17 protein-coding genes and 1 tRNA gene are annotated in these 22,363 nt (G+C 40.4%); 15 read left to right on the plus strand and 3 right to left on the minus strand.

The window, feature by feature from the left end; translation table 11 throughout:
* Window positions 1-58: 58 nt before the first annotated feature.
* Window positions 59-1,000, minus strand: a complete 942-nt coding sequence (locus ABZP26_RS02350) for a cyclase family protein (protein WP_016899548.1) — start codon at window positions 998-1,000, stop codon at window positions 59-61.
* A gap of 441 nt (window positions 1,001-1,441) precedes the next feature.
* Window positions 1,442-2,592, minus strand: a protein-coding gene (locus ABZP26_RS02355; RefSeq protein ID WP_086008873.1) for an IS3 family transposase whose coding sequence is annotated in 2 segments (ribosomal slippage) — window positions 1,442-2,322 and window positions 2,322-2,592 — 1,152 coding nt in all. Because the reading frame shifts where the segments join, the coding sequence is not laid out codon by codon here.
* Window positions 2,593-2,945: 353 nt separating this feature from the next.
* On the opposite strand from ABZP26_RS02355, the gene trmJ reads away from it, so the two are divergent.
* The 11 genes from trmJ to ABZP26_RS02410 all read left to right on the plus strand — a co-directional run bounded on the left by trmJ (window position 2,946) and on the right by ABZP26_RS02410 (window position 15,801).
* Window positions 2,946-3,671, plus strand: coding sequence for a tRNA (cytosine(32)/uridine(32)-2'-O)-methyltransferase TrmJ (gene trmJ / locus ABZP26_RS02360; RefSeq protein ID WP_013463999.1), 726 nt, complete (start codon window positions 2,946-2,948; stop codon window positions 3,669-3,671).
* Window positions 3,672-3,873: 202 nt separating this feature from the next.
* A complete protein-coding gene (gene iscR / locus ABZP26_RS02365; protein WP_008113921.1) occupies window positions 3,874-4,365 on the plus strand; it encodes a Fe-S cluster assembly transcriptional regulator IscR in 492 nt (163 codons plus the stop codon).
* 24 nt (window positions 4,366-4,389) lie between these two features.
* Complete coding sequence (locus ABZP26_RS02370; protein WP_008113922.1) at window positions 4,390-5,607, plus strand: IscS subfamily cysteine desulfurase; 1,218 nt, start codon at window positions 4,390-4,392, stop codon at window positions 5,605-5,607.
* 40 nt (window positions 5,608-5,647) lie between these two features.
* Entirely contained in the window at window positions 5,648-6,031 is a 384-nt protein-coding gene (gene iscU / locus ABZP26_RS02375; protein ID WP_008113923.1) for a Fe-S cluster assembly scaffold IscU, read from the plus strand.
* A 9-nt stretch (window positions 6,032-6,040) separates the two neighbouring features.
* Window positions 6,041-6,364: an iron-sulfur cluster assembly protein IscA gene (gene iscA, locus ABZP26_RS02380; RefSeq protein WP_008113924.1), complete on the plus strand. Its 324-nt coding sequence runs from the start codon at window positions 6,041-6,043 to the stop codon at window positions 6,362-6,364.
* A gap of 70 nt (window positions 6,365-6,434) precedes the next feature.
* A complete protein-coding gene (hscB, locus tag ABZP26_RS02385) occupies window positions 6,435-6,962 on the plus strand; it encodes a co-chaperone HscB (protein WP_008113925.1) in 528 nt (175 codons plus the stop codon).
* Between the two features lie 41 nt (window positions 6,963-7,003).
* Window positions 7,004-8,866: a Fe-S protein assembly chaperone HscA gene (gene hscA, locus ABZP26_RS02390; protein WP_024602640.1), complete on the plus strand. Its 1,863-nt coding sequence runs from the start codon at window positions 7,004-7,006 to the stop codon at window positions 8,864-8,866.
* An 11-nt stretch (window positions 8,867-8,877) separates the two neighbouring features.
* On the plus strand, window positions 8,878-9,216 hold the full coding sequence (gene fdx, locus ABZP26_RS02395) for an ISC system 2Fe-2S type ferredoxin (protein WP_008113929.1): 339 nt from the start codon (window positions 8,878-8,880) through the stop codon (window positions 9,214-9,216).
* A gap of 585 nt (window positions 9,217-9,801) precedes the next feature.
* Window positions 9,802-11,229 carry an NAD-dependent succinate-semialdehyde dehydrogenase gene (locus ABZP26_RS02400; protein ID WP_368485323.1) on the plus strand — a complete coding sequence of 476 codons (1,428 nt, stop codon included), beginning with the start codon at window positions 9,802-9,804 and terminating at the stop codon, window positions 11,227-11,229.
* A 473-nt stretch (window positions 11,230-11,702) separates the two neighbouring features.
* Window positions 11,703-13,244, plus strand: coding sequence for a PAS domain-containing methyl-accepting chemotaxis protein (locus ABZP26_RS02405; protein ID WP_058154133.1), 1,542 nt, complete (start codon window positions 11,703-11,705; stop codon window positions 13,242-13,244).
* Between the two features lie 4 nt (window positions 13,245-13,248).
* Window positions 13,249-15,801: an EAL domain-containing protein gene (locus ABZP26_RS02410; RefSeq protein ID WP_368485324.1), complete on the plus strand. Its 2,553-nt coding sequence runs from the start codon at window positions 13,249-13,251 to the stop codon at window positions 15,799-15,801.
* Window positions 15,802-16,091: 290 nt separating this feature from the next.
* Here ABZP26_RS02410 and ABZP26_RS02415 read toward each other — a convergent pair.
* Window positions 16,092-16,167, minus strand: a tRNA-His gene (locus ABZP26_RS02415).
* Window positions 16,168-16,425: 258 nt separating this feature from the next.
* On the opposite strand from ABZP26_RS02415, the gene ABZP26_RS02420 reads away from it, so the two are divergent.
* The 4 genes from ABZP26_RS02420 (at window position 16,426) to ABZP26_RS02435 (ending at window position 22,336) form a co-directional block, all read left to right on the plus strand.
* Window positions 16,426-17,244 (plus strand): mechanosensitive ion channel family protein, encoded by an 819-nt coding sequence (locus ABZP26_RS02420; protein ID WP_013464003.1) that lies wholly within the window; start codon window positions 16,426-16,428, stop codon window positions 17,242-17,244.
* A 106-nt stretch (window positions 17,245-17,350) separates the two neighbouring features.
* Window positions 17,351-18,133 carry a YdiY family protein gene (locus ABZP26_RS02425; protein WP_013464005.1) on the plus strand — a complete coding sequence of 261 codons (783 nt, stop codon included), beginning with the start codon at window positions 17,351-17,353 and terminating at the stop codon, window positions 18,131-18,133.
* Between the two features lie 122 nt (window positions 18,134-18,255).
* Window positions 18,256-20,922: an SLBB domain-containing protein gene (locus tag ABZP26_RS02430; RefSeq protein ID WP_368485325.1), complete on the plus strand. Its 2,667-nt coding sequence runs from the start codon at window positions 18,256-18,258 to the stop codon at window positions 20,920-20,922.
* A gap of 463 nt (window positions 20,923-21,385) precedes the next feature.
* Window positions 21,386-22,336, plus strand: coding sequence for a Wzz/FepE/Etk N-terminal domain-containing protein (locus ABZP26_RS02435; protein ID WP_090494784.1), 951 nt, complete (start codon window positions 21,386-21,388; stop codon window positions 22,334-22,336).
* Window positions 22,337-22,363 lie beyond the last annotated feature (27 nt).

The following is a 22,363-nucleotide window of genomic DNA, read 5'->3' on the forward strand; positions in this document are numbered from 1 at the left end:
GGCAAACAGGGTGCGGTTGCATCTCGTTTGCCGTTAAAAAACTATGTCTAAATGGGTGTTACAAAATAGCGACAGGGTTAATTTGCACCTGAGTAGAGCCTTCGTATAGAGGGTGGCCAAGTACGAACATAAATTCCCAGGCTTGATCTTTTGCTAGGTCGTCACACAAAATGTTTTCAAGCACGTGTACGCCGTAATTAGTGGCCATCATTTGGTTTACAGGAAATGAAAGACTAGGATCTTCATGCGGAACGGCTTCAGATGACCAGTTATCGGCACCTACTGCAATAACGCCTTTTTCGGCAAGGTACTTACCACCTTCAACGCCAATACCTGGGCCGCCCGCAAGGTAACGTTCGTTATCTTTACCCATTAAGTCAGACCAACCGGTACAAAATAAAACAACATCGCCTTTTTGAATATCTACGCCTTGTTGTTTGGCTACTGCGTCAATTTCTTTTTTATTAAAGGTGGTGCCCTCGCTCACTATATCTTGGTTAAAATAAGGACGCATGTCTAATAATACACCACGAGAAACCATTGGTGGGACTTTCTCTAGACCGAGTTTTTTAACGCCTGTTACAGTCATAAAATCAGATACTTTATGGCCGTTATAATGAACGTTGTCGCGGCCATAGTGCGCTAGGCCATTAATTTGAGAGCCTACACCAGTCCAGCCAATAATTTGGTCATCGACATAAGTAAATTTATTTGTACCAAATGTTTTAGGTTCAGGCTGCGACGTATGAACTTCAAAGTAACGGTGACGAAACGCTGGGGTATCTTTATTTACCGCCATGCCTAAACCGTACACTTTACCTTGTTTTATTAATTTTGATGCTGTTAATACAGAGCTTGGAGTAATGTAATTCATTGCGCCAATTTCATCATCGGCCCCCCACTTTGAAGTAGGTACTTGATCGGCCGCGTTAACACCAGCAGAAAGTGTAAGTACTGCACTTAGAGCAGTGGCTATTTTTAATTTTTTATGTGCTTTCATATTGCTATTTCCTTGTATTTAATTTTAGAGGTGCAAAGCATATTTGCTATGACGTGGCCTACTATATTTAAAACAACGTGAATAATTGATAGTTGAAAACACAAAACTCTTTTTCACTTTTTGCAATTAACGAGCATATTAAATAATAGTGAATACACCTAATTAAAGCTTATGTAATCACTGTAAATAAGAATTAGTTTAATTTTATTATTTCATTTTTAACAAAATAGATTTAACAACAATAGCGTTTTTAACATTTGGAAACCCTTACATAATCTCCTTGCTTTAAAAAAGAGGGCTCACTATAGAGCTTTCTAAATAATTAATTTAGGAGATACACAATGAAAATGAAAAAACACGTACTTGCTATTGCTGCAATCGTTTCAGCCTCACTCAGCTCTGCATCTGTAATGGCAGCAGATTTTGTTCTGCACAACTAAATCAGGACACCTTTTTTAAGGAACTTTGCTCATACTCTACTGGCGATAGATCACCATGAGCAGTATGAAGTCGCTCTAAGTTGTAATAGCGCATATACGCTGCCACATCATTTCTCATATGCTCACGAGTTGGTTGCGGAACTTTCAACAGCCAATCATGTTTTAAGCTGCCGAAGAATCGTTCAACAACCGCATTATCCCAACACGCACCGACATCGCCCATACTGGCTCTGACGCCATAACTCCATAGTAATTGTCGATATTGTTTACTGGTGTACTGTGAACCTCTATCACTGTGAAACACCAAGCTTTTTGGTGGCTGCCGTAAGTTATAAGCTTTCATCATCGCCTTGCTAACAAAGTCAGTCGTCATGCGTTTATCAATATGCCAACCAACAATACGACGTGAATATAAGTCCATGACGATAGCCAGATACATCCAACCTTCGCCAGTTCTTAGATAAGTCACATCACCAGCCCACACCTGATTTGGCGCAACAGGATTAAAGTTCTGATTCAAAAGATTATCAGCAACGGCATCACTGTGTTTACGCTTGGTTGTTACCTTGTATGCCACTCGTTGAGTAACGACTAAACCAAGTGTTGCCATTAATTTCTGAACGCCATAATCACTGACGCTAAAGCCCTCACTGCGTAACTTCTTTCTAAGCTCTCGGTAGCCTAAGCTATTTCTGCTTTTCTTGAAGAAATACTTGGCCTTTCGATATAAATTAAGCTGCTCTACAGTAATTACTTTTGCTGGCCGCTTAAGCCAAGCATAATAAGCACTGCGGCTTACTTTCATCACTTTGCAGAGCTTAACCACGGGAAACACCGAGGATAACTGCTTAATCGTTTTAAACGTTACTTGGTTTCTTTTAGCAGGAGGGCGCTGGCCTTTTTTAAAATTTCTTTTTCCATCCTTAGCTCTTTATTTTCCTTGCGAAGCCTTAACAGCTCAGCCCGCTCATCAGCATTCAAACTGGCACCAGATTGTTCTGCTTCAACTTTAGCTTTCCAGTTATAAAGTAATTTATCTGTGATACCTAAAGACGCTGCTGCCTTGGGTACGCTGTAACCTTGCTCGGTTACCAATGCCACAGCTTCTTGTTTAAATTCTGCTGTGTAACTTCTGTTTGTTCGTTTTGTCATTTAACACCTCAATAATTGGATTATATTCCATTATTAAAGTGTCCTGTTTGATTAAAGCAGATCAGGGTTAGGTGATGAATAAATAAATGACGAATTGCTTTTTAATTAATCCCAAACACAATCCTGCCGAACCCCGAACCCCGAACCCCGAACCCCGAACCCCGAACCCCGAACCCCGAACCCCGAACCCCGAACCCCGAACCCCGAACCCCGAACCCCGAACCCCGAACCCCGAACCCCGAACCCCGAACCCCGAACTGATCTTTTAGATCTCGACTATTGAATATAGGATCTCAGCGCGTTTTCATGCTAGAATTTGCGCAATTTTTTTGTACTCGATAAGTAGCACTGTAATGATCTTAGATGATATTCGCATCGTTTTAGTAAACACATCACACTCTGGTAACATTGGTTCAGCGGCGCGCGCCATGAAAACCATGGGATTATCAAAGTTATACCTTGTTGATCCAGCCTGTGAAATAGACAGTCATGCAAGTGCGCTTGCTGCAGGTGCGACTGATGTACTAGGTAATGCTGTTATTGTTGATAGCGTTGCAGATGCGATTGCTGATTGTGCATTAACGATTGGTACTAGCGCCCGCTCGCGTACATTGTCGTGGCCTATGGTAGAGCCGAGAGAATGTGGTGAAAAGCTTGTTGGCGAAGCCGTAAACGGCCCTGTAGCGCTTGTGTTTGGCCGTGAAAACAGTGGCTTAACTAATGAAGAATTACAACTGTGTAATTACCATGTGTGTATTCCTGCTAACCCAGAATACAGCTCACTTAATTTAGCCATGGCTGTGCAAACCTTATGTTATGAAACGCGTATGGCGTTTTTAAATCAGCAACCTAAGGCTGTTCAAGAAGAAGACGACACCCTATATCCATCGTCTAAACAAACAGAATTGTTTTACGAACATCTTGAAGACACTTTGTTTAAAACAGGCTTCATTATTAAGCAGCACCCAGGCATGGTAATGACTAAGCTACGTCGTTTGTTTAATCGTGCTCGCCCTGAAGATGCAGAAATGAACATATTACGAGGTATTCTTACCTCAATTAATAAGTCTATAAAATAGCAATTAGTTATAAATAGCGCCCTTTATTGCTCTACTAATACTTGACTAAATTACTCAGGTAATTACAATAGACCCAATACTTGACCAAAACAGTCGGGTATTGCAAGTTTATCGGCTGGCATCCGAGGCTAGCCAATCAGGATAATACTTGACTAATCTACTCTGGTAATTAAAATTTGCACTCTTTTGTGCGGGGGGCGTTATGAAGTTAACATCAAAAGGCAGATACGCCGTTACAGCCATGCTGGATGTTGCACTACATGCAAATATAGGCCCTGTAGCGCTTGCAGATATTTCGCAGCGCCAAGAAATTTCTTTGTCTTATCTTGAGCAATTATTTGCCCGTTTACGTAAAAATGGGCTAGTGAGTTCTGTTCGAGGTCCTGGTGGGGGCTATTTACTAGGACGTGAGGCTGACGTAATTTCAGTTGGCGATGTTATCAATGCGGTAGATGAATCTGTTGACGCTACACGGTGTCAGCGAAGCAATACTGGTTGTCAAAGTGGTATGCGTTGTTTAACCCATACATTGTGGTCAGACTTAAGCGCACGAATTGAAGAATTTTTAAATAATATTACCTTAGCTGAACTGGTTGAAAAGTCGGACGTTAAAGCGGTCGCTCTTCGCCAAGAAAACAGCGTTAATGATGCAATTAAGCAGTTGGAAAATATTCAAGTAAGCTGTCAACTTTAAGGTTGACCTGCAGCGGAGAGAGAAATGAAGTTACCGATTTATTTAGATTACGCAGCAACTACGCCTGTTGACGAACGAGTTGCCAAAGAAATGATGCAGTGCCTGACTATGGACGGTAATTTTGGTAATCCAGCATCGCGTTCACACCGTTTTGGTTGGCAAGCTGAAGAAGTCGTTGACCAAGCACGTACTGACATTGCTGATTTAATTAATGCAGACCCACGTGAAATTGTATTCACATCGGGTGCAACAGAATCAAATAACCTTGCTATTAAAGGTGCAGCTCAGTTTTACAAGAAAAAAGGTAAGCATGTTATTACCGCTAAAACTGAACACAAAGCGGTTATCGACACATGTCGTGAACTTGAGCGTCAAGGGTTTGAAGTAACCTACATGGACGTTGAAGAAAACGGCCTACTTGATCTGCAAAAATTAGCAGACACCATGCGTGACGACACCGTGCTTGTAAGTATCATGCATGTAAATAACGAGCTAGGTGTAATCCAAGACATCAATACTATTGGTGAAATGTGTCGCGAACGTAAAATTATGTTCCACGTAGATGCGGCACAAAGCGCGGGTAAAGTTTTAATCGATGTGCAACAAACCAAAGTAGATTTTATGTCATTCTCGGCGCACAAAGTATACGGCCCTAAAGGCGTAGGTGCTTTGTATGTTCGTCGTAAACCACGTGCACGTTTAGAAGCACAAATGCACGGTGGCGGCCATGAGCGTGGCATGCGTTCTGGTACATTAGCAACTCATCAATTAGTGGGTATGGGTGCAGCATTTAGAATTGCAAAACAAGATTTTGAAAAAGATCACGCACACATCAGTGCGTTGCGTAAACGCCTAATCGACGGCATTTTAACGGATATGGACGAAGTGTACTTTAACGGCACGCAAGACCAATCAGTACCTGGTATTGTCAACATTAGCTTTAACTTTGTTGAAGGTGAGTCGTTATTAATGGCTGTTAAAGATATTGCGGTATCGTCAGGTTCAGCCTGTACATCTGCAAGTTTAGAGCCTTCTTACGTATTACGTGCATTAGGTCGCAACGACGAGCTAGCGCACAGCTCGATTCGTTTTAGTATTGGCCGTTTTACCACCGAAGAAGAGATTGATTACACCGTTGAGTTAATGAAAAACTCGATTGGCCGTTTACGTGAAATGTCTCCTCTTTGGGAAATGCACCAAGAAGGTGTTGATTTAGATTCAGTTGAATGGGCGCACCACTAATTAGTGGAGCCCATACCTAGCAGGTAGTGAGGATAGAATTATGGCTTACAGTGATAAAGTAATCGACCACGTAGAAAACCCACGTAACGTAGGTGCTCTAGACAAAAATGATCCGTCAGTGGCAACGGGTATGGTAGGCGCACCAGCATGTGGTGACGTAATGAAATTGCAAATTAAAGTATCGGCGGAAGGCGTTATTGAAGATGCAAAATTCAAAACGTACGGCTGTGGTAGCGCAATTGCTTCATCTTCGCTGGTAACAGAGTGGGTTAAAGGCAAAACATTAGACGAAGCTGCGACTATCAAAAATACCGATATCAGCGCAGAGCTAGAATTACCACCAGTGAAAATTCACTGCTCAATTTTAGCCGAAGATGCAATTCAAGCAGCAATTGCAGATTACAAAAGCAAACATACAAACTAAGAGATATTCATGGCAGTGACATTGACAGATGCGGCAGCAAACCGTGTACAATCATTTTTAGCAAACCGTGGTAAAGGCATTGGCCTGCGAGTTGGCATTAAAACGACGGGCTGTTCAGGTCTTGCTTATGTTCTAGAGTTTGTTGATGAGCTAAACGATGACGATGAAACATTTGCGGCCAAAGGCGTTACCTTAATTGTTGACGCTAAAAGCTTAGTTTATATCGACGGCACCGAGCTCGACTACACTAAAGAAGGTTTAAATGAAGGGTTTAAATTTAATAACCCTAACCAAGCTGATGAGTGTGGCTGTGGCGAAAGCTTTACAGTTTAAGCTCAAACTTGTTTTAAGATATAAATAAGCCCTGCCAGTTAATGTAGGGCTTTGTCATTTGTGAGAAGTTATGCGTTATTTTGAGTTATTTGCAATACCGGTTGACTACAATATTGACTTAGCAATGATCAACAAGCACTACTTAGAACTTCAACGTGCTGTACACCCTGATCGTCATGCTAATGCCAGCAGTCGTGATAAATTAATGGCCGTACAAAGTACCGCTGAAATTAACGACGCATTACAAACACTTAAGCATCCGGTTAAACGTGCTGAATATATGTTGAGTGAGCTGGGCGTTGATATTCGCGCTGAGCAGCAAACACTGCAAGATCCCATGTTCTTGATGCAACAAATGGAACTGCGCGAAGAGCTTGAAGAACTTCCCTCTGCAAGTGATCCAGATATCGCTATTGCTAATTTTGAGTCGCAAATAAAGCAATTAAAAGCCCAGTATAGCAACGAATTGGCTGAGCAACTTGCAAGCAACGATGAGCAACAATATCAACACGCTGCTGACAACATTCGCAAATTAAAATTTGTATATAAGTTACAAGACGAACTTGAACGCATTGAAGACAGTTTATTTGACGATTAATTACTTGCTGCAAAGCGAGCAACACGAGTTTAAAGAGCATTATGGCATTATTGCAAATTGCTGAGCCGGGGCAGAGCGCGGCACCACATGAACACAAATTAGCCATTGGAATTGATTTAGGCACTACAAATTCATTAGTGGCAACCGTACAAAGCGGCGAAGCACGCACTATTACTGATGAGTCAGGCGAAGCGATGTTACCCTCAGTGGTTCGTTATCAAGCTGGCGGCATTACCGTGGGTAATGATGCAATGCAAGCAGCTACACTCGATCCGGTTAATACGCTTATTTCAGTGAAGCGCTTTTTAGGTAAAACGCAAACCGAAATAGAACAAAGCTATGGCCAACTGCCTTATCAGTTTTGCGATGATGATGGTGCATTGGCTATCGAAACGGCTGCGGGAAAAATCAGCCCAGTTAAAGCCTCAAGTCATATTTTAAATGCTTTAAAAGTACGCGCTGAGCAAAGCTTTGGTAATCAAGATATTTTAGGGGCAGTGATTACGGTACCAGCTTATTTTGATGATGCACAGCGTCAAAGCACCAAAGATGCGGCTGAGCTTGCCGGTATTAATGTACTGCGCTTACTAAACGAGCCTACTGCCGCTGCCGTTGCTTACGGTTTAGATTCAGGGCAAGAAGGTATTATCGCCGTTTATGATTTAGGGGGCGGTACTTTTGATATCTCTATTCTGCGTCTTAATAAAGGCGTGTTTGAAGTGCTGGCCACCGGTGGCGATTCTAGCCTAGGCGGCGACGACTTTGACTCATTATTAGTTGATTACCTAAAACAAGAAACCGGCGTGACAGGCTTATCTCCTTCGGTATTACGCTTATTCATTAATAAAGCCAAAGCCTGTAAAGAAGCACTCAGCCAATACGAAAAAGTGAATGTCGGCCTTGAGTTTGACGATGAAAAATACATGGTTGAAGTAACGCGAGAAAAATTTAATGAGCTCGCTATGCCACTGGTCAAAAAAACGCTCCGCTCATGTCGTCGTGCAGTAAAAGATGCCGGTATTGAAAACCAAGAAGTATTACAAGTTGTAATGGTTGGTGGTTCAACCCGTATGCCATTAGTGCGTACTCAAGTCGGTGAATTTTTTGATAAACAGCCGCTGACTTCAATTGACCCTGATCGCGTTGTTGCACTGGGTGCAGCATTACAAGCTGACGTATTAATTGGTAACAAGCCAGATTCAGACATGTTATTACTTGATGTGTTACCGTTGTCGTTAGGCCTTGAAACAATGGGTGGCTTGGTTGAAAAAATCATTCCACGCAATACCACTATTCCGGTTGCGCGTGCGCAAGAATTTACTACGTTTAAAGATGGTCAAACGGCCATGTCGTTGCATGTATTACAAGGTGAACGTGAACTGGTTGACGATTGTCGATCGCTGGCAAAGTTCAGCTTAAAAGGTATTCCTCCTATGGCGGCGGGGGCGGCGCATATTCGCGTTACCTTTAAAGTAGACGCTGATGGTTTACTAAGCGTATCAGCCATGGAAAAATCAACGGGAGTTCAAGCAGAAATACAAGTAAAACCGTCGTTTGGTTTGTCTGACGACCAAGTTGCTAATATGCTTAAAGAGTCGATGAGTAACGCTAAAGGCGATATGCAAGCGCGTATGCTTAAAGAGCAACAAGTTGAAGCGCTTCGTGTAATAGAAGCGATGGAAGCCTCATTAGCTGCTGATGGCGATTTACTTGAGCCTGAGCAATTAGCGACGCTAAAAGTGGAAATAAGCGAACTTGCGAAAGTACGCGAGAGTGCGCAAGAGCCAAGCGAAATTAAAGCGGCCATTGAAAAAATGGATAATGCGAGCAGTGATTTTGCCGCGCGCAGAATGGACGCGTCAATTAAAAAAGCCTTAACGGGTCAGTCAGTAGACAATATATAAGAGAGATTAGAATGCCACAAATTGTTTTTCTTCCCCATCCGGAGTTGTGTCCTGACGGTGCAGCAATAGAAGCGCCCGCTGGCGAAACGGTACTTGATATCGCGCTTAAAAATGGCATTAGCATTCCTCATGCCTGTGAAAAATCATGTGCATGTACAACGTGTCATTTAGTGATCCGTGAAGGTTTTGACTCATTAGATGAAAGTGATGATCTAGAAGATGACATGCTAGATAAAGCATGGGGTTTAGAGCCTGAATCTCGCTTAGGTTGCCAAGCAATTATTAGAGATGAAGACTTAGTGGTTGAAATACCTAAGTACAATCTCAATATCGTTAATGAAGAACACTAGTTTTTAATTAATGACTATCATATTAAAAGCCGCTGTTTGATACAGCGGCTTTTTTGTTTGTATTTGGTAGCAGCGGGTTTACCCCGCGTCTTTTTAAAGGTTAAAGGTTAAAGGCGAAAGGCAAAAGGTTACGAGCGGCGGGCTGCGAGACGCGGGTAAATTAAAATAGCCTGTAGGCGGGGCTTTACGCCGCGCAAATGTGGTTAAAGGTAATAAAATTATGCACAAAGAGGTTAAGAGACGCTGCGCTTTTAGAGGAAGTGACAAAACAATTAATCACTCAGGCTAATGGTTAGTGCTTTCTCATTTTCTTCTCATTCACTTCTCTTTGTGCATATGCTTTTTAAAGCGGTTTTATTCCGCGTTTGTTAGTAATTTTATTTACCACAGAGATTACAGAGTGCGCAGAGGAAGTGAATAAATACAAAGCTTGAAGGTAAAGGGTTACGGGCGGCGGGTAAATTAAAATTAAAAAGTCTTGTAGCGTTAACCACAAGGCTTTTTTAATTTATCGAAGCCCGAAGCCCGAAGCCCGAAGCCCGAAGCCCAAAACCCGAAGCCCAAAACCCATTTTGGAGGTATATTTTGAGTGATCTTATTTTTTCAGACTCGTTTATTAACGGTGAATTTTATCAAACTAGCTCACGCTTTAGCGTTGATGATCCGGCCACCGAACAAAGTATTGTTGATGTAAGTGATATTGATGAGCAAGGCGTAAAAAATGCCATAACAGCAGCGCAAGGCGCTTTTGTAAAATTAAAAGCCACCAATGCGACCGAGCGAAGTGACACCTTGATGCGTTGGTATGATCTAGTGATCAAGCACAAACAAACCCTTGCTACACTTATGACTAAAGAGCAGGGAAAACCGCTTAAAGAATCTCTTGGTGAAATAGATTATGGCGCCGGTTTTATTAAATGGTTTGCAGAGGAAGCTAAACGCAGCTACGGCGATGTGATCCCCGCCACCGATAACAGTCATCGTTTAACTAGCTTCAAGCAACCTATTGGCGTGGTAGCAGGTATTACGCCTTGGAACTTTCCTGTTGCTATGGTGACTCGAAAAGTCGCGCCGGCTTATGCTGCGGGCTGTAGTTTTATACTCAAGCCTTCTGAGCACACACCATTATGTGCTATCGCTTTAGCTTATTTAGCTGATCAGGCTGGCTTTGTTAAAGGTGCATTTAATGTGCTTGTGTCACAAGATGCCAAAAAGGTTGGCAAAATGCTGACAGACTCAGAGGTGGTGCGTAAGTTTACTTTTACTGGTTCTACTGGTGTAGGTAAGCAGTTACTCTCTCAATGTGCGTCTACAATAAAGCGTACTTCAATGGAATTGGGGGGAAATGCCCCGTTTATAATATTTGATAATGCTGATATTGACGATGCGATTGATGGATTGATGGCGGCCAAATTTAGAAACTCAGGACAAGCTTGTGTTGCAGCAAATCGTATTTTTATTCAGCGTAATATATTAAATGACGTGCTTGAAAAAATTACACCCAAAGTCGCTGCGCTCAAAGTTGCGAACGGTTTTGATGAAAATGCCGACATAGGGCCGCTTATTTACCCCAAAGCAAAAGAGAAAGTGCAACAACTGATTAAAGACGCTCTTGATAAAGGCGCTACGCTAATTGGAGATAACAGCAATTTAGGTGGCAGTTTTCAAAACCCATTAATAGTCACCAATGTCACTACACAAATGGATATTTATCACGAAGAAGTGTTTGGTCCTGTATTAACGGTGATCCCATTTGATGAAGAAAGCGAAGTACTTGCGCTTGCTAATGACGTCCCTTATGGGTTAGCTGCGTACTTTTATAGCCAAAACATTAAACAAATCTATCGTATAAGCGAAGGGCTAGAGTTTGGCATGGTAGGTGTAAATGAGGGCGTTATATCAAACCCAGTTGCGCCGTTTGGTGGTGTAAAGCAATCAGGTCTTGGTCGTGAAGGCGGGCATCAGGGTTTAGATGAGTACTTAGAAGAAAAATACGTATGTATTAAGGTGTAATGATTAAGACTGTTCCGATGAGTTAATGGTTGTAAGATAAAACCCGGTTAAATGTTGCTAGATAATGGGCTAAATGTTACCTTTTTAATATATATTTTTCGTAACAAAATAGTAAAAAAATTTCTATAAGTAGAAATACCCCCGTGTGTAAATGCCACCATTTGGTGGCATTTTTTTTAGCCACTTTTGTGGCGAACCTTATCGCTTCGGTCTAAAATTACTCTATAAGCAGTGATTGGTGTTTAAACTTTGTATATAAGCTTAAAATAAAGTAATAACTATTCTCGTTTGTTTTTGTGAGTTTTTGTAACCTTATGTTTTTAAATGTATATTTTTACTAAGCTGAGGTGTAATATGAAGTTTCAGGCTCTTTTGAACTGTTAGAATATAGTAATAATGTATAATTGTGTTTTATACATTTATAAATTAACATCCCGCAAATTCACCCATTAAAAAATAATGAAGCACCCACTATGAGTAGAAGAAATCAAGCAACGGTAGACCAGGAAGTTTCGTTTGGCATTGACGAAGAATTAGTTTCTACAACAGATTTACGAGGGGTTATCACCTATGCAAATGATAGCTTTTGTAAAGTTTCAGGGTATACCATCAATGAGTTAAAAGGGAAAAATCATAATATGGTTCGTCACCCAGATATGCCACCTGCGGCATTTGGTGATATGTGGTCTAATTTAAAAAGCGATACCGCATGGCGAGGAGCTGTAAAAAATAGATGTAAAGATGGGCGTTATTACTGGGTTGATGCATTTGTTACCCCTATTTACGAAAACGGTAAAAAAGTAGGTTATCAATCAGTTCGTCAACAACTCCTTCCAGAATATAAACACCGCGCAGAAAAGCTTTACCAACGTTTAAACAACGGCCAATCAATTACGCCTTTAAGTGAAAAATTAGCTGCATTTAAATTGCCTCTATTTATTGGGTGTGCCGCTTTAATTGCTTGGTTAACAAGTTACATGTTCTGGTTATGTTTGCTGTTTGTTCCTCTGCCTTTTGTTATTTTTTATGAAGAGTTAATTCGCTCGCAAAGCAAAATCAAAAAAACCAAGGCAGGCCCAGATAGCGTATCTCGGCATATTTATTCTGGTAGCGATAGCCTCAGCTATAGTGATTTTCGGATTAAATTACTTGAGGGTAAAGTAACGACCATTGTTGGGCGTATTATTGATGGCACTTTAAGCCTTAGCAAAGGAGCTGATTCGCTTAAAGTTTGTGCTGAAGCTGCGCAGGCTGGCGTTGAAAAAGAAGCATCTGAATTACATCAGGTATCGTCTGCGGTCGAAGAAATGGTGCATTCAATTGACGAGGTAGCAAAAAACACCTTAGTCACTAATCAACGAGTGCAACAAGCTCACCAAGATTGTGAGTCAGCAACGCAAGCCATGTCTGGGACAATGCGAGAGGTGTCGTTACTTGCAACTGAAGTTGATAACTCAGCAAGCTCTGCGAGTGAGTTAGCAACAGAGGCTGAAAAAATTGGTGGTATAATGCAAGAGATACAAGGGATTGCCGATCAAACAAATTTACTTGCACTCAATGCCGCTATTGAGGCTGCGCGTGCTGGTGAACATGGCCGAGGCTTCTCGGTTGTTGCTGATGAGGTACGTGCACTCTCAAGCAGAACGCATACCGCCACAGAGCAAATTCAAGTCTCAATATCTGAAATGCAATCTACGCTACTCAACTGGTCCAAAACAATGGAAGCGGGTAAACACGCTGCTGAAACATGTGTTAAAGAAACCCGTAATAGCCAAGATATCGTCTCAAAAGTCTATGCGGCAATTACAGATATTTCCGATTTAGCAACGCAAATATCAACCGCTGCGGAAGAGCAAAGTATGGTATCGCAAGAAATTAGCCGCAATATTTCCAATATTAGTAGTGCGTCTTCAGAAAATTTAGCCCAAGCGCATTGTGTAGGGGCAGAGTCTGATGCGATTGAAAAGCACTCTAAAGCATTAGCGTCATTAGGTCTTTCTTTCAAAGTAGGTTAGTAAAGTGAGCAAGGATAGCAAGCAGTTAGATATAGGTGCAGCCTATGATGTATCGTATTCTCAATGTGCAAATTTAAGTGCACAATTGAGAGTACTGCAGCACGAAATTAAAGCCGATTACTTATTTATTGCCTCTGTAAATGAAGATAAATTAGCAACTACGCAGTTGGTTTTACATAACGCAGAGGTCGTTGATAACTTTTCTTATTCGCTAGAAGGCTCGCCTTGTGAACAGCTGCCTTCAAAAAGTGCGTGTTTTATAACGGATGAATTACAACAACACTATCCTGAAAATAAGCTACTAAAAACTATAAATGCGCAAGCTTACATTGGCGTCTCTATAAGCAATGATGAAGGCCAATTAAGCGGCGTACTGGTTGGTCTTTATTTAAATAGTGATCCAACAATTAAGCACCACCTACCAAGGCTAATTAGCTTTGCGAGTTATACAGCAGTGTTCTTGCAAAAGTGTTTTTTAGAAGATAAATCAAGCTCACAGCAATCACTATTTAGTGCTGTTGAAGCTATGTCGAAGGTAGGCACGTGGGAATACACAATTTCAACCGGCGAGCTAAATTATTCACCCGAGGTTTATAATATTTATGGCCTTGATAAGCACAAACCGCTCACGACCACACAAGCGATTGCGCATTATGCTGGTGAAAAAGAGCAAGCGCGTATTCGTGATTTTTTTAATCGTTTGCAAACACATGGTCTTCCTTATTGTGAAGACTTTGAGTTTGTAGATGCTCATGGCAATAAAAAGTGGGTACGGACGAGTGGTCACCCTGTTTTTAATGATGATCATCAGGTTATTAAAGTGCATGGTGCTTTTGAAGATGTCACTTTAGAGTATGAATTAAAGGCCAAGGTTGATGATAAAAATAATCGCCTTGAAGCTATTTTAAATAACTTAAATGATGCAGTGATCACTATTAATCAGCAAGGCGTTATTGTTCACTGTAACTCAACCGCATTAACTATGTTTGGCTATAAGCAAAATGAAATGCTTGGCTTGTCGATTAACAACTTAATGCCTGAGCCTTATGCATCTAAGCATCACTCGTATATGCGAAATTATGAGCAAACAGGTGAGGCTAAAATTATTGGTGTTGGTAGGCAACTACCTGCAAGAAAAAAAGACGGCACTATTTTTCAAATAGAATTGTCACTTACCAAAGCCGTTAATGAGCAAAGCGTTGAATATATTGGTGTAGTTAGAGATATTAGTGAAAAACTCAAAGCGCAAGATACCATTTATAATTTAGCTTATTCAGATCCCATAACAGGATTAAAAAATAAGCGGTGGTTTGAGCGCGAATGCAGAAGTTTACTTCAAAGTGCCAGCATTAATAATGGCTATATATATGCTGCATTATTAGATATGGATAAGTTAGCGCAATTTAACTTTAAGTATGGTATTGAGGCGGGCAACGAAGCACTCATTTTAACGGCTAAAAAACTATCAAATGCGGTACAGGGCGAGTACAAGCTATACAAAAGCGGAGTCGATTCTTTTTTAATTATAAGCGCCAATATAAGTAATGACTTATCCTACCTAGAGCAACAACAACCAAGTATAGACTCTAAAATATTAGCGCTAGATAACTTCTCACATAAGATCAGTGATCTTGATGTGGTACTAAGCGCCTCGTTGGGCAGTACAATTATTAATGCGAGTAGAGACTCCTATAGCTCTATGTTTGATAAGTTGGAATACGCACTAAAACAAGCCAAAAAGTTGTCTCCTTTTGGTTATTACTTTGCAGATTTAGATGCATTAAAACGTTACGAACGTACCAATAAAATTCGTTACTTACTAATAAATGTTGATAAAAGTGATGAATTAACACTGGTACTACAGCCACAATTTATTAATGAAAATACCTTTAATTCAGCCGAAGCATTATTACGTTGGGATTCTGAGGAATTAGGCGTAATAAGCCCTGGGGAATTTATACCCCTAGCAGAAGAGAGTGAAGCCATTATTAAAATTGGCGATTGGGTGGTTGATCAAGTATGTAAGTTGCTGCATGAAGTCAGCCGAGCAGGAAAAAACACCTGTATTGCCGTTAACATTAGCGCTAAACAAATTGTAGCCCCCGATTTTAAGGAAAAATTGCTCGCCAGTGTTCATAAGTGGCAAGTGTCACCACGTAACTTAGTGATAGAGCTGACCGAAACGACTTTAGTGTCAGACATCGAACTAGTAAAAGAGACTATGCTTGAACTTAATAAAAAGGGCTTTAGGTTTTCAATTGATGACTTTGGAACGGGTTATTCAAGCCTGAGTTATTTGAAAGAGTTGCCAATTTCTGAGCTTAAAATAGATAAATACTTTGTCGATGGCATTATGGATACTGACGATAATTCAAGTAAAACTATTGTGAATATGATCATCGACATGGCCAGTGCTTTAGGCGTAAACAGCGTTGCTGAAGGCGTTGAGGAACCTGCGCAATTTAATTATTTAAAGCAGCGCGGTTGCAACTTATTTCAAGGCTATTTATTTTCAAAGCCACTGCCTATTGCACAGTGGAAAGAACGCCTTAAATAATATGTAGCAGCGACTTTATTTTGCGTTTATTAAGTTTACATGTTCAAAGCTTCAAATGCGGGCATCGGTCTTCGAGACGCAGGGTAAATCCACTGCTACGTGTGTAGTTTTTAAATCTATGGTAGCAGCGACGTTATGTCGCGTCAGGTTTAAGATCTAATAAATGCGTAAGGTAAACTCATGCCTACAGACAAGTTGGCGCAGTTTCTTTGTTTCTGACTTGGCTTTGTATCGGGTAAATATAATTTAGAGATTAACTTTAGATATTACTGAGGAGACTTAGAAAATAGTGGGGCGATTGACGGGGCTCGAACCCGCGACAACCGGAATCACAATCCGGGGCTCTACCAACTGAGCTACAACCGCCACTACATACACCTTGTTTGGTGTGGCGCGCATAATACATAATATCCCCATGCTTGTGAAGCAAAAAATCAAAAAAAATTAAACTTATTACCAACGTATAAAAATTGCTCTATAATATGACGCTTATTTTTCGTGGTTGCCGTTAAACCTTGTAGCTTTAACCCTTAATAAGGTCGTTGCAAACACCTATTAAAGATTTACAATACAATACAATAAACAACACCGCTAAACTGCTTAATAACACTATCAGGAGTTAATATGGATTCAATACTCAATTGGCTGAATGAAAATTCAGGCTTAATCTTACACTACGGTATTCAAGCAGTCATAGCGCTTGTTATATTTTTACTGGGTGGACGAATTGCTAAATTTTGTGCAAAGTTAACCGAAAAAGCATTCGACAAGAAAAAAGTAGATAAAGCGGTTTCATCGTTTGTCTCTAGTATTGTATATGCCATTGTATTTGCAGCCACTATTTTAATGGCGCTGTCACAAATTGGTATCGAAACTACGTCATTTATTGCTATTTTAGGTGCGGCAGGTTTAGCCGTTGGCTTAGCACTGCAAGGGTCGTTATCTAACTTTGCGTCAGGCGTATTAATTATTCTACTTCGCCCATTTAAATCAGGTGACTATGTTGAAGCGGGCGGTAAAGCCGGTACGATTAAAAAAATCGAAATATTCTCAACTGAAATGCGCACACCCGATAACAAAGTTATTGTAATGCCTAATTCAAAAATCATGTCAGATGCAATTATTAACTACTCGCGCGAATCAACACGCCGCGTTGACCTTGTGATTGGTGTTGGCTACGACGCCGACTTACGAAAAGCAAAAGAAGTACTTAAATCAGTGCTTGATAACGAATCGCGTATTTTAAAAGATCCTGCATACAATGTATCAGTTTCTGAACTTGCCGATTCAAGCGTTAACTTTATAGTGCGCCCGTGGGTTAACTCAGAAGATTACTGGCCAACATACTGGTCGTTAATGGAAAACATTAAAATAGCGTTAGACGACGCAGACATTACCATTCCATTCCCGCAAATGGATGTACATTTACACAAGCAAGACTAATTTTTTAAAATACTTATTTATTAAGGCTGCGCTCAAATTCGATTTATTAATATGCGCGCTGCCTTTTTAATAGGTATTAATACATTTTTTACAGGGTTATTTTTTAATGAAACTTAAGCTTTTATCAATATTAGTAGCAGCCTCAGCTACAACCAATGCATTTGCATCAGAAGATGAGCAAAAAACCTGGGAAGTTACCAGCGAAGTAGGCGCTATTATTACCAGCGGTAATACCGAAACAACGACCTTAAAAGGCGGTATTAAAGTATTACATAACTTAGAAAGCTGGAATAACGAGTATAAGTTAGACGGCATCTACAAAGAAGATGAAGTAGAGAACGAAAATGGCATAAAAGAAAAACAGCGTACTAACGAAAAGTACTCTATTTCAGCACAAGGTAATTACAAGTTAAATGAAAAGCACGCCCACTTATTTATTTATGGGTCACACGTATCTGACTACTTTGGTGCATACCGAAGTGAGTCGGTTATTTCAGCAGGTTATGGTTTACGTTTACTAAACGAGTCAAACATGAAACTAAATGCTGAAATTGGTCCAGGTTATAAGTACTTTAAATACCCAGATGTAAGCGAAGAGGTTGATGAAAACGGCAACTCACTAGCGGGTGAATACGAAGGCGAAGTAATTGCTTTAGGTAAATTAGACTTTAGCTGGAAAATTTCAGACAACGCGCGTTTTACCCAGTTAGTATCGGTAGAATATGGTGATACCAATACCAAAACTCGCTCAGAAACTGCGCTACTTACTAAAATTAATGGCTCGCTACAAATGAAAGTAGCCTACAATATCACCAATAACTCAGATGTGGCTGATGACAAAGAAGCAACCGACACTGAGACCTCATTAACATTGGTTTACAGCTTTTAACATCAAGTAGTAAATTAATTGTAATAAAACTATGAAAGGGGCTAAAGTCCCTTTTTTATTTGCTCATAAATAATGTATGATACCCAACAATTTTGGTTGTAGACCTAGGGAAATACCTACTCGTGAACGTTATTAAACATTTATTAAGTGCTTTTGTACTTATATGTAGCTTTAGCACATTAGCATTTGCGCCAACAGCCGCTCAACTTGAGCAGTTTCAAAAGTTGCCTAAGTCTCAACAGCAGGCACTTGCAAAGCAATATGGCGTAGATATTTCAAGCCTTGGAGGTGCAGGCAATGCCAGTGGCAAAAATAACGAACAAGATAAACCCACAGTAGGTGAGCGTAATACCGCCGACGAACAAGCTTTTACAGATGAAGAACGCTTTAAGCCCGAAGATAACACGGTAAAACCATTTGGTTACGACTTATTTGCCGGCGAACCCACCACATTTATGCCCAACGAAAACGCCGCAGTACCCGATACGTATTTAGTGGGGCGTGGCGATCAGCTATTAATCAACTTTTACGGTAAAGAAAGCGCAAGCTACGAAGTCATCGTTGATAGGGAAGGACGTATTAACATTCCCGACTTAAGTCCTGTTCAGGTAGCTGGCTTAACCTTTGCTGAAGTTAAAGAGTTAATAAAAGTAAAAGTTGAACAAGAGATTATAGGTGTTAAAGCGTTTGTATCGCTTGGTAAACTTCGCAGTATTCGTATTTTGGTTTTAGGTGAGGCCTACAAGCCAGGTAGTTATAGTGTGTCGTCATTGACTACAGTGTCGCATGCATTATTTGTAAGTGGTGGCGTGTCGGATATAGCCTCACTGCGTAATATTCAAGTAAAGCGCGGTGGTAAGGTTGTTACTAACTTTGATTTATACGATTTACTTATTCGCGGTGATAGCAGTAACGATATTATTTTAAAGCCGGGTGACGTGGTATTTATACCTTCGGTTGGCGAGCAAGTAACCGTTGATGGTTTAGTAAAACGCCCTGCTATTTTTGAGCTTAAAAAAGGCGAAACGGCAGAACAATTATTAAAAATGGCGGGCGGCATCAAGCCAAATGCTTACGCTAAAAGTGTGATAGTTGAACGTTTTAATAACCAACATAAAGAAGTGCTTTCGGTAGATTTTAGCAAAGAGCAAGTTAACTACATTCCACAAGATGGCGATCGTATTCGTTTTAGCGCGATTGGTGAGCAATACCAAACTTCAATTAGTTTAATTGGTGCTGTAGTACGCCCAGGTAATTACCAGTGGTACAAGGGTAAGCGTATTTCAGACATATTAGGCTCAGTACGTGGTGACTTACTACCACAGGCCGATTTAGATTATGCATTAGTAGTGCGCGAAACCAACGTAAATGGTGATATTGAAATTCATCAGTTTGATTTAGCAAAAGCCATTACAAAAAATACTGAGAACAACTTACAACTTAACCCTAACGATAAAATTATTGTATTCAGTCGTTTTGAAGAAAAAACTTTAGAAGATATAGCGCTTGCAAATTTAGCGTTAACTAAAGAGCAGCAAGATCAACAGCGCAAAGCAGAGCTTTGGCATGAATACCAACAAAAAGAGTTTGAAAAATACGTTGGTGTGGCGGTTAAAAAGTCAGAGTTTGAAGAGGTAAATCCAAATTTAAGCATGGCGGAAATGCTTGAGAAAAAGCTTAAAGAGCAAGAAGAAAATGCGCAAAGTTATGCGTTGTTTAGCCGCCATAATTTACTTAAACCCGTAATTGCTAAGTTAGAGCAGCAGGCCGGTGTAATGCAGGCGATGCAAATAGTGGAAATTAGCGGCAGTGTAATGTACCCAGGCATTTACCCGTTAATGGAAGGCGGTGAAGTAAAAGACCTAATTACTGCGGCGGGCGGCCTGTTAGAATCGGCTTACACACAACAAGCTGAAGTAACAAGAATTGCCAATAACGATGTATCAAACATTGAGCATATTAAGTTTGATTTAAAAAGTGCTATGCAAGGTAAAGCGGCATCTAATATTTCATTACAAAGTAAAGACAGCGTAAATATATTTGCTATACCAAATTGGCAAGAAAACTTAAAAGTAGAGCTAAAGGGTGAACTTAAATTTCCGGGCACCTATACTATTCGCCGCGGTGAAACTTTAAGTAACTTACTAGAACGCGCAGGTGGTTTTTCACAGTTTGCAGCAACTAATGCCGCTGTATTTACTCGCAAGTCAATTAAAGAGCAAGAGCAACAACAGCTAGCGCGTTTATCTACCGAGCTTCGCCGTGATATAGCATCAAAAAGCTTTCAAAGTTCAGTAAGTAGCAACACACTTACTTACGATGAAATGAATAAGCTTTTGAAGGACCTGGCTAACGTTGATGCCGTAGGCCGTTTAGTTATAGATTTACCGCTTATTGTTAACAATGAGCAAAACCTAGTACTGCAAGATGGCGATGTACTTTATGTGCCTAGTGAACGTGACTCAATCAGTGTAATAGGTGAGGTTAATTACTCTACATCGCACCTATATAAAGCAGGTATCAGCGTAGACGAATATATAGACCTAAGCGGTGGCTTAAAAGAGCGCGCTGCTGATGACCGTATTTACATTATAAAAGCCAACGGCTCAGTAAAAATACCAAATACCGGCAACTGGTTTGCAGTTAATAACTCAAACCAACTTGAACCTGGCGATACCATTGTTGTCCCACTAGATGCAGGCCATATGGATAAGTTAACGCTTTGGAGCACCGCAACACAGATTCTATATCAACTAGGTGTAGCAGTAGCAGCCATAAGCGGTATTTAATATAATGTAGCGCGGGTTTATCCCGCGCTTATGTAGCAGCGACTTTATGTCGCGTCTGTTAGTGATTTTATTCACCACAGAGGGTAAAGAGAACACAGAGGAAGAGATCAAAGTTAAAGGCTTTTATCAATATAAGCTTTTCTTCTCTGTGTAGCGCGCAGCGCCTCGGTGTACTCTGTGGTTCAAAATGGTTTTGTAAACGGGGCTTTATGCCGCGCAAATGTAGTAGCAGGTTTGGTGTTACGAGGGACGAGCTAAAGTTCCTAAAACCTAAAACAATAACTTGACCTAATGTTCTAGTTATTCAATTTTTGATAGCTGATAGCTGATAGCTGATAGCTGATAGCTGATAGCTGATAGCTGATAGCTGATAGCTGATAGCTGATAGCTGATAGCTGATAGCTGATAGCTGATAGCTGATAGCTGATAGCTGATAGCTGATAGCTGAACTTATGAGATTTAAATGGAAAACAACTCAAACAACCTAAATCAAGCAAATACACCAGTGCAAAACAACATTGCCGATGACGAAATAGACCTACGCGAACTATTTACCGCTATTTGGCAAGGGAAATGGATAATAGTAATTATTACAGCCTTGTTTGCTTCTGCGTCAGTCTACTATGCAGTAAATCTGCCTAATATTTATAAATCTGAAGCGTTATTAGCGCCTGCAGAGCAAGATAAGACAAGTGGCTTGGTAGGTCAGTTTGGTGGCTTGGCCAGCTTAGCAGGAGTGAACTTAGGAGCAAATGGTAATGTTGATAAAACGCAGTTAGCAATTGAAATCCTAAGATCACGTAAATTTAGTCGTGAATTTATAAATAAATATGACATATTACCTGATTTAATGGCGGCTAAAACGTGGAATAGTGAAACAAATACAGTTCTTTATGACGAAAAGTTTTATGATGTAGAGCAAAATAAATGGGTGCGAGAAGTAAAAGCTCCTTATAAACCTGAACCTTCAATGCAAGAGGCTTATAAAAAGTTTATAAAAATTATAAGTGCAAATAAGAACGAAGAAACTGGAATGGTCACTATATCAGTTGAACATGTTTCGCCTGTAGTTGCTCAGCAATGGGTTAATTGGCTAATAGATGATATAAACCAAACAATGAAGGCAAGAGACGTTATTGAAGCTAACGAGAGTACCGATTTCCTGACTCAGCAGTTAGAGCAAACTAAGATTGCTGATATTAGAGCTGTTCTTTATAAGTTAGTTGAAGAGCAGGCAAAGACCATAATGTTTGCAAATGTACGCGATGAGTATGTATTTAAAATAATAGATCCGGCAATTATTCCTGAGCAGAAAGCAAAGCCCGCAAGAGCACTTATCTGCGTTTTAGGTACCTTTTTAGGTGGAATGATCAGTTTCATTATCATTCTTTTTAGATACTTTTTAAAAAAATAATTCGTTGCGATTTTTATTTCATAACCT

This window comes from Pseudoalteromonas sp. SD03, assembly GCF_040937955.1.
GTDB classification, from domain to species: domain Bacteria; phylum Pseudomonadota; class Gammaproteobacteria; order Enterobacterales; family Alteromonadaceae; genus Pseudoalteromonas; species Pseudoalteromonas tetraodonis.

Excerpts from the sequence above, each read along its gene's own strand:
- ABZP26_RS02405 (WP_058154133.1), top strand. The coding sequence starts at position 11,703 with ATGAGTAGAAGAAATCAAGCAACGGTAGACCAGGAAGTTTCGTTTGGC.
- ABZP26_RS02435 (WP_090494784.1), top strand. The coding sequence starts at position 21,386 with ATGGAAAACAACTCAAACAACCTAAATCAAGCAAATACACCAGTGCAA.
- hscA (WP_024602640.1), top strand. The coding sequence starts at position 7,004 with ATGGCATTATTGCAAATTGCTGAGCCGGGGCAGAGCGCGGCACCACAT.
- trmJ (WP_013463999.1), top strand. The coding sequence starts at position 2,946 with ATGATCTTAGATGATATTCGCATCGTTTTAGTAAACACATCACACTCT.
- iscR (WP_008113921.1), top strand. The coding sequence starts at position 3,874 with ATGAAGTTAACATCAAAAGGCAGATACGCCGTTACAGCCATGCTGGAT.
- hscB (WP_008113925.1), top strand. The coding sequence starts at position 6,435 with ATGCGTTATTTTGAGTTATTTGCAATACCGGTTGACTACAATATTGAC.
- iscA (WP_008113924.1), top strand. The coding sequence starts at position 6,041 with ATGGCAGTGACATTGACAGATGCGGCAGCAAACCGTGTACAATCATTT.
- fdx (WP_008113929.1), top strand. The coding sequence starts at position 8,878 with ATGCCACAAATTGTTTTTCTTCCCCATCCGGAGTTGTGTCCTGACGGT.
- ABZP26_RS02370 (WP_008113922.1), top strand. The coding sequence starts at position 4,390 with ATGAAGTTACCGATTTATTTAGATTACGCAGCAACTACGCCTGTTGAC.
- ABZP26_RS02420 (WP_013464003.1), top strand. The coding sequence starts at position 16,426 with ATGGATTCAATACTCAATTGGCTGAATGAAAATTCAGGCTTAATCTTA.
- ABZP26_RS02425 (WP_013464005.1), top strand. The coding sequence starts at position 17,351 with ATGAAACTTAAGCTTTTATCAATATTAGTAGCAGCCTCAGCTACAACC.
- ABZP26_RS02350 (WP_016899548.1), bottom strand. The coding sequence starts at position 1,000 with ATGAAAGCACATAAAAAATTAAAAATAGCCACTGCTCTAAGTGCAGTA.
- iscU (WP_008113923.1), top strand. The coding sequence starts at position 5,648 with ATGGCTTACAGTGATAAAGTAATCGACCACGTAGAAAACCCACGTAAC.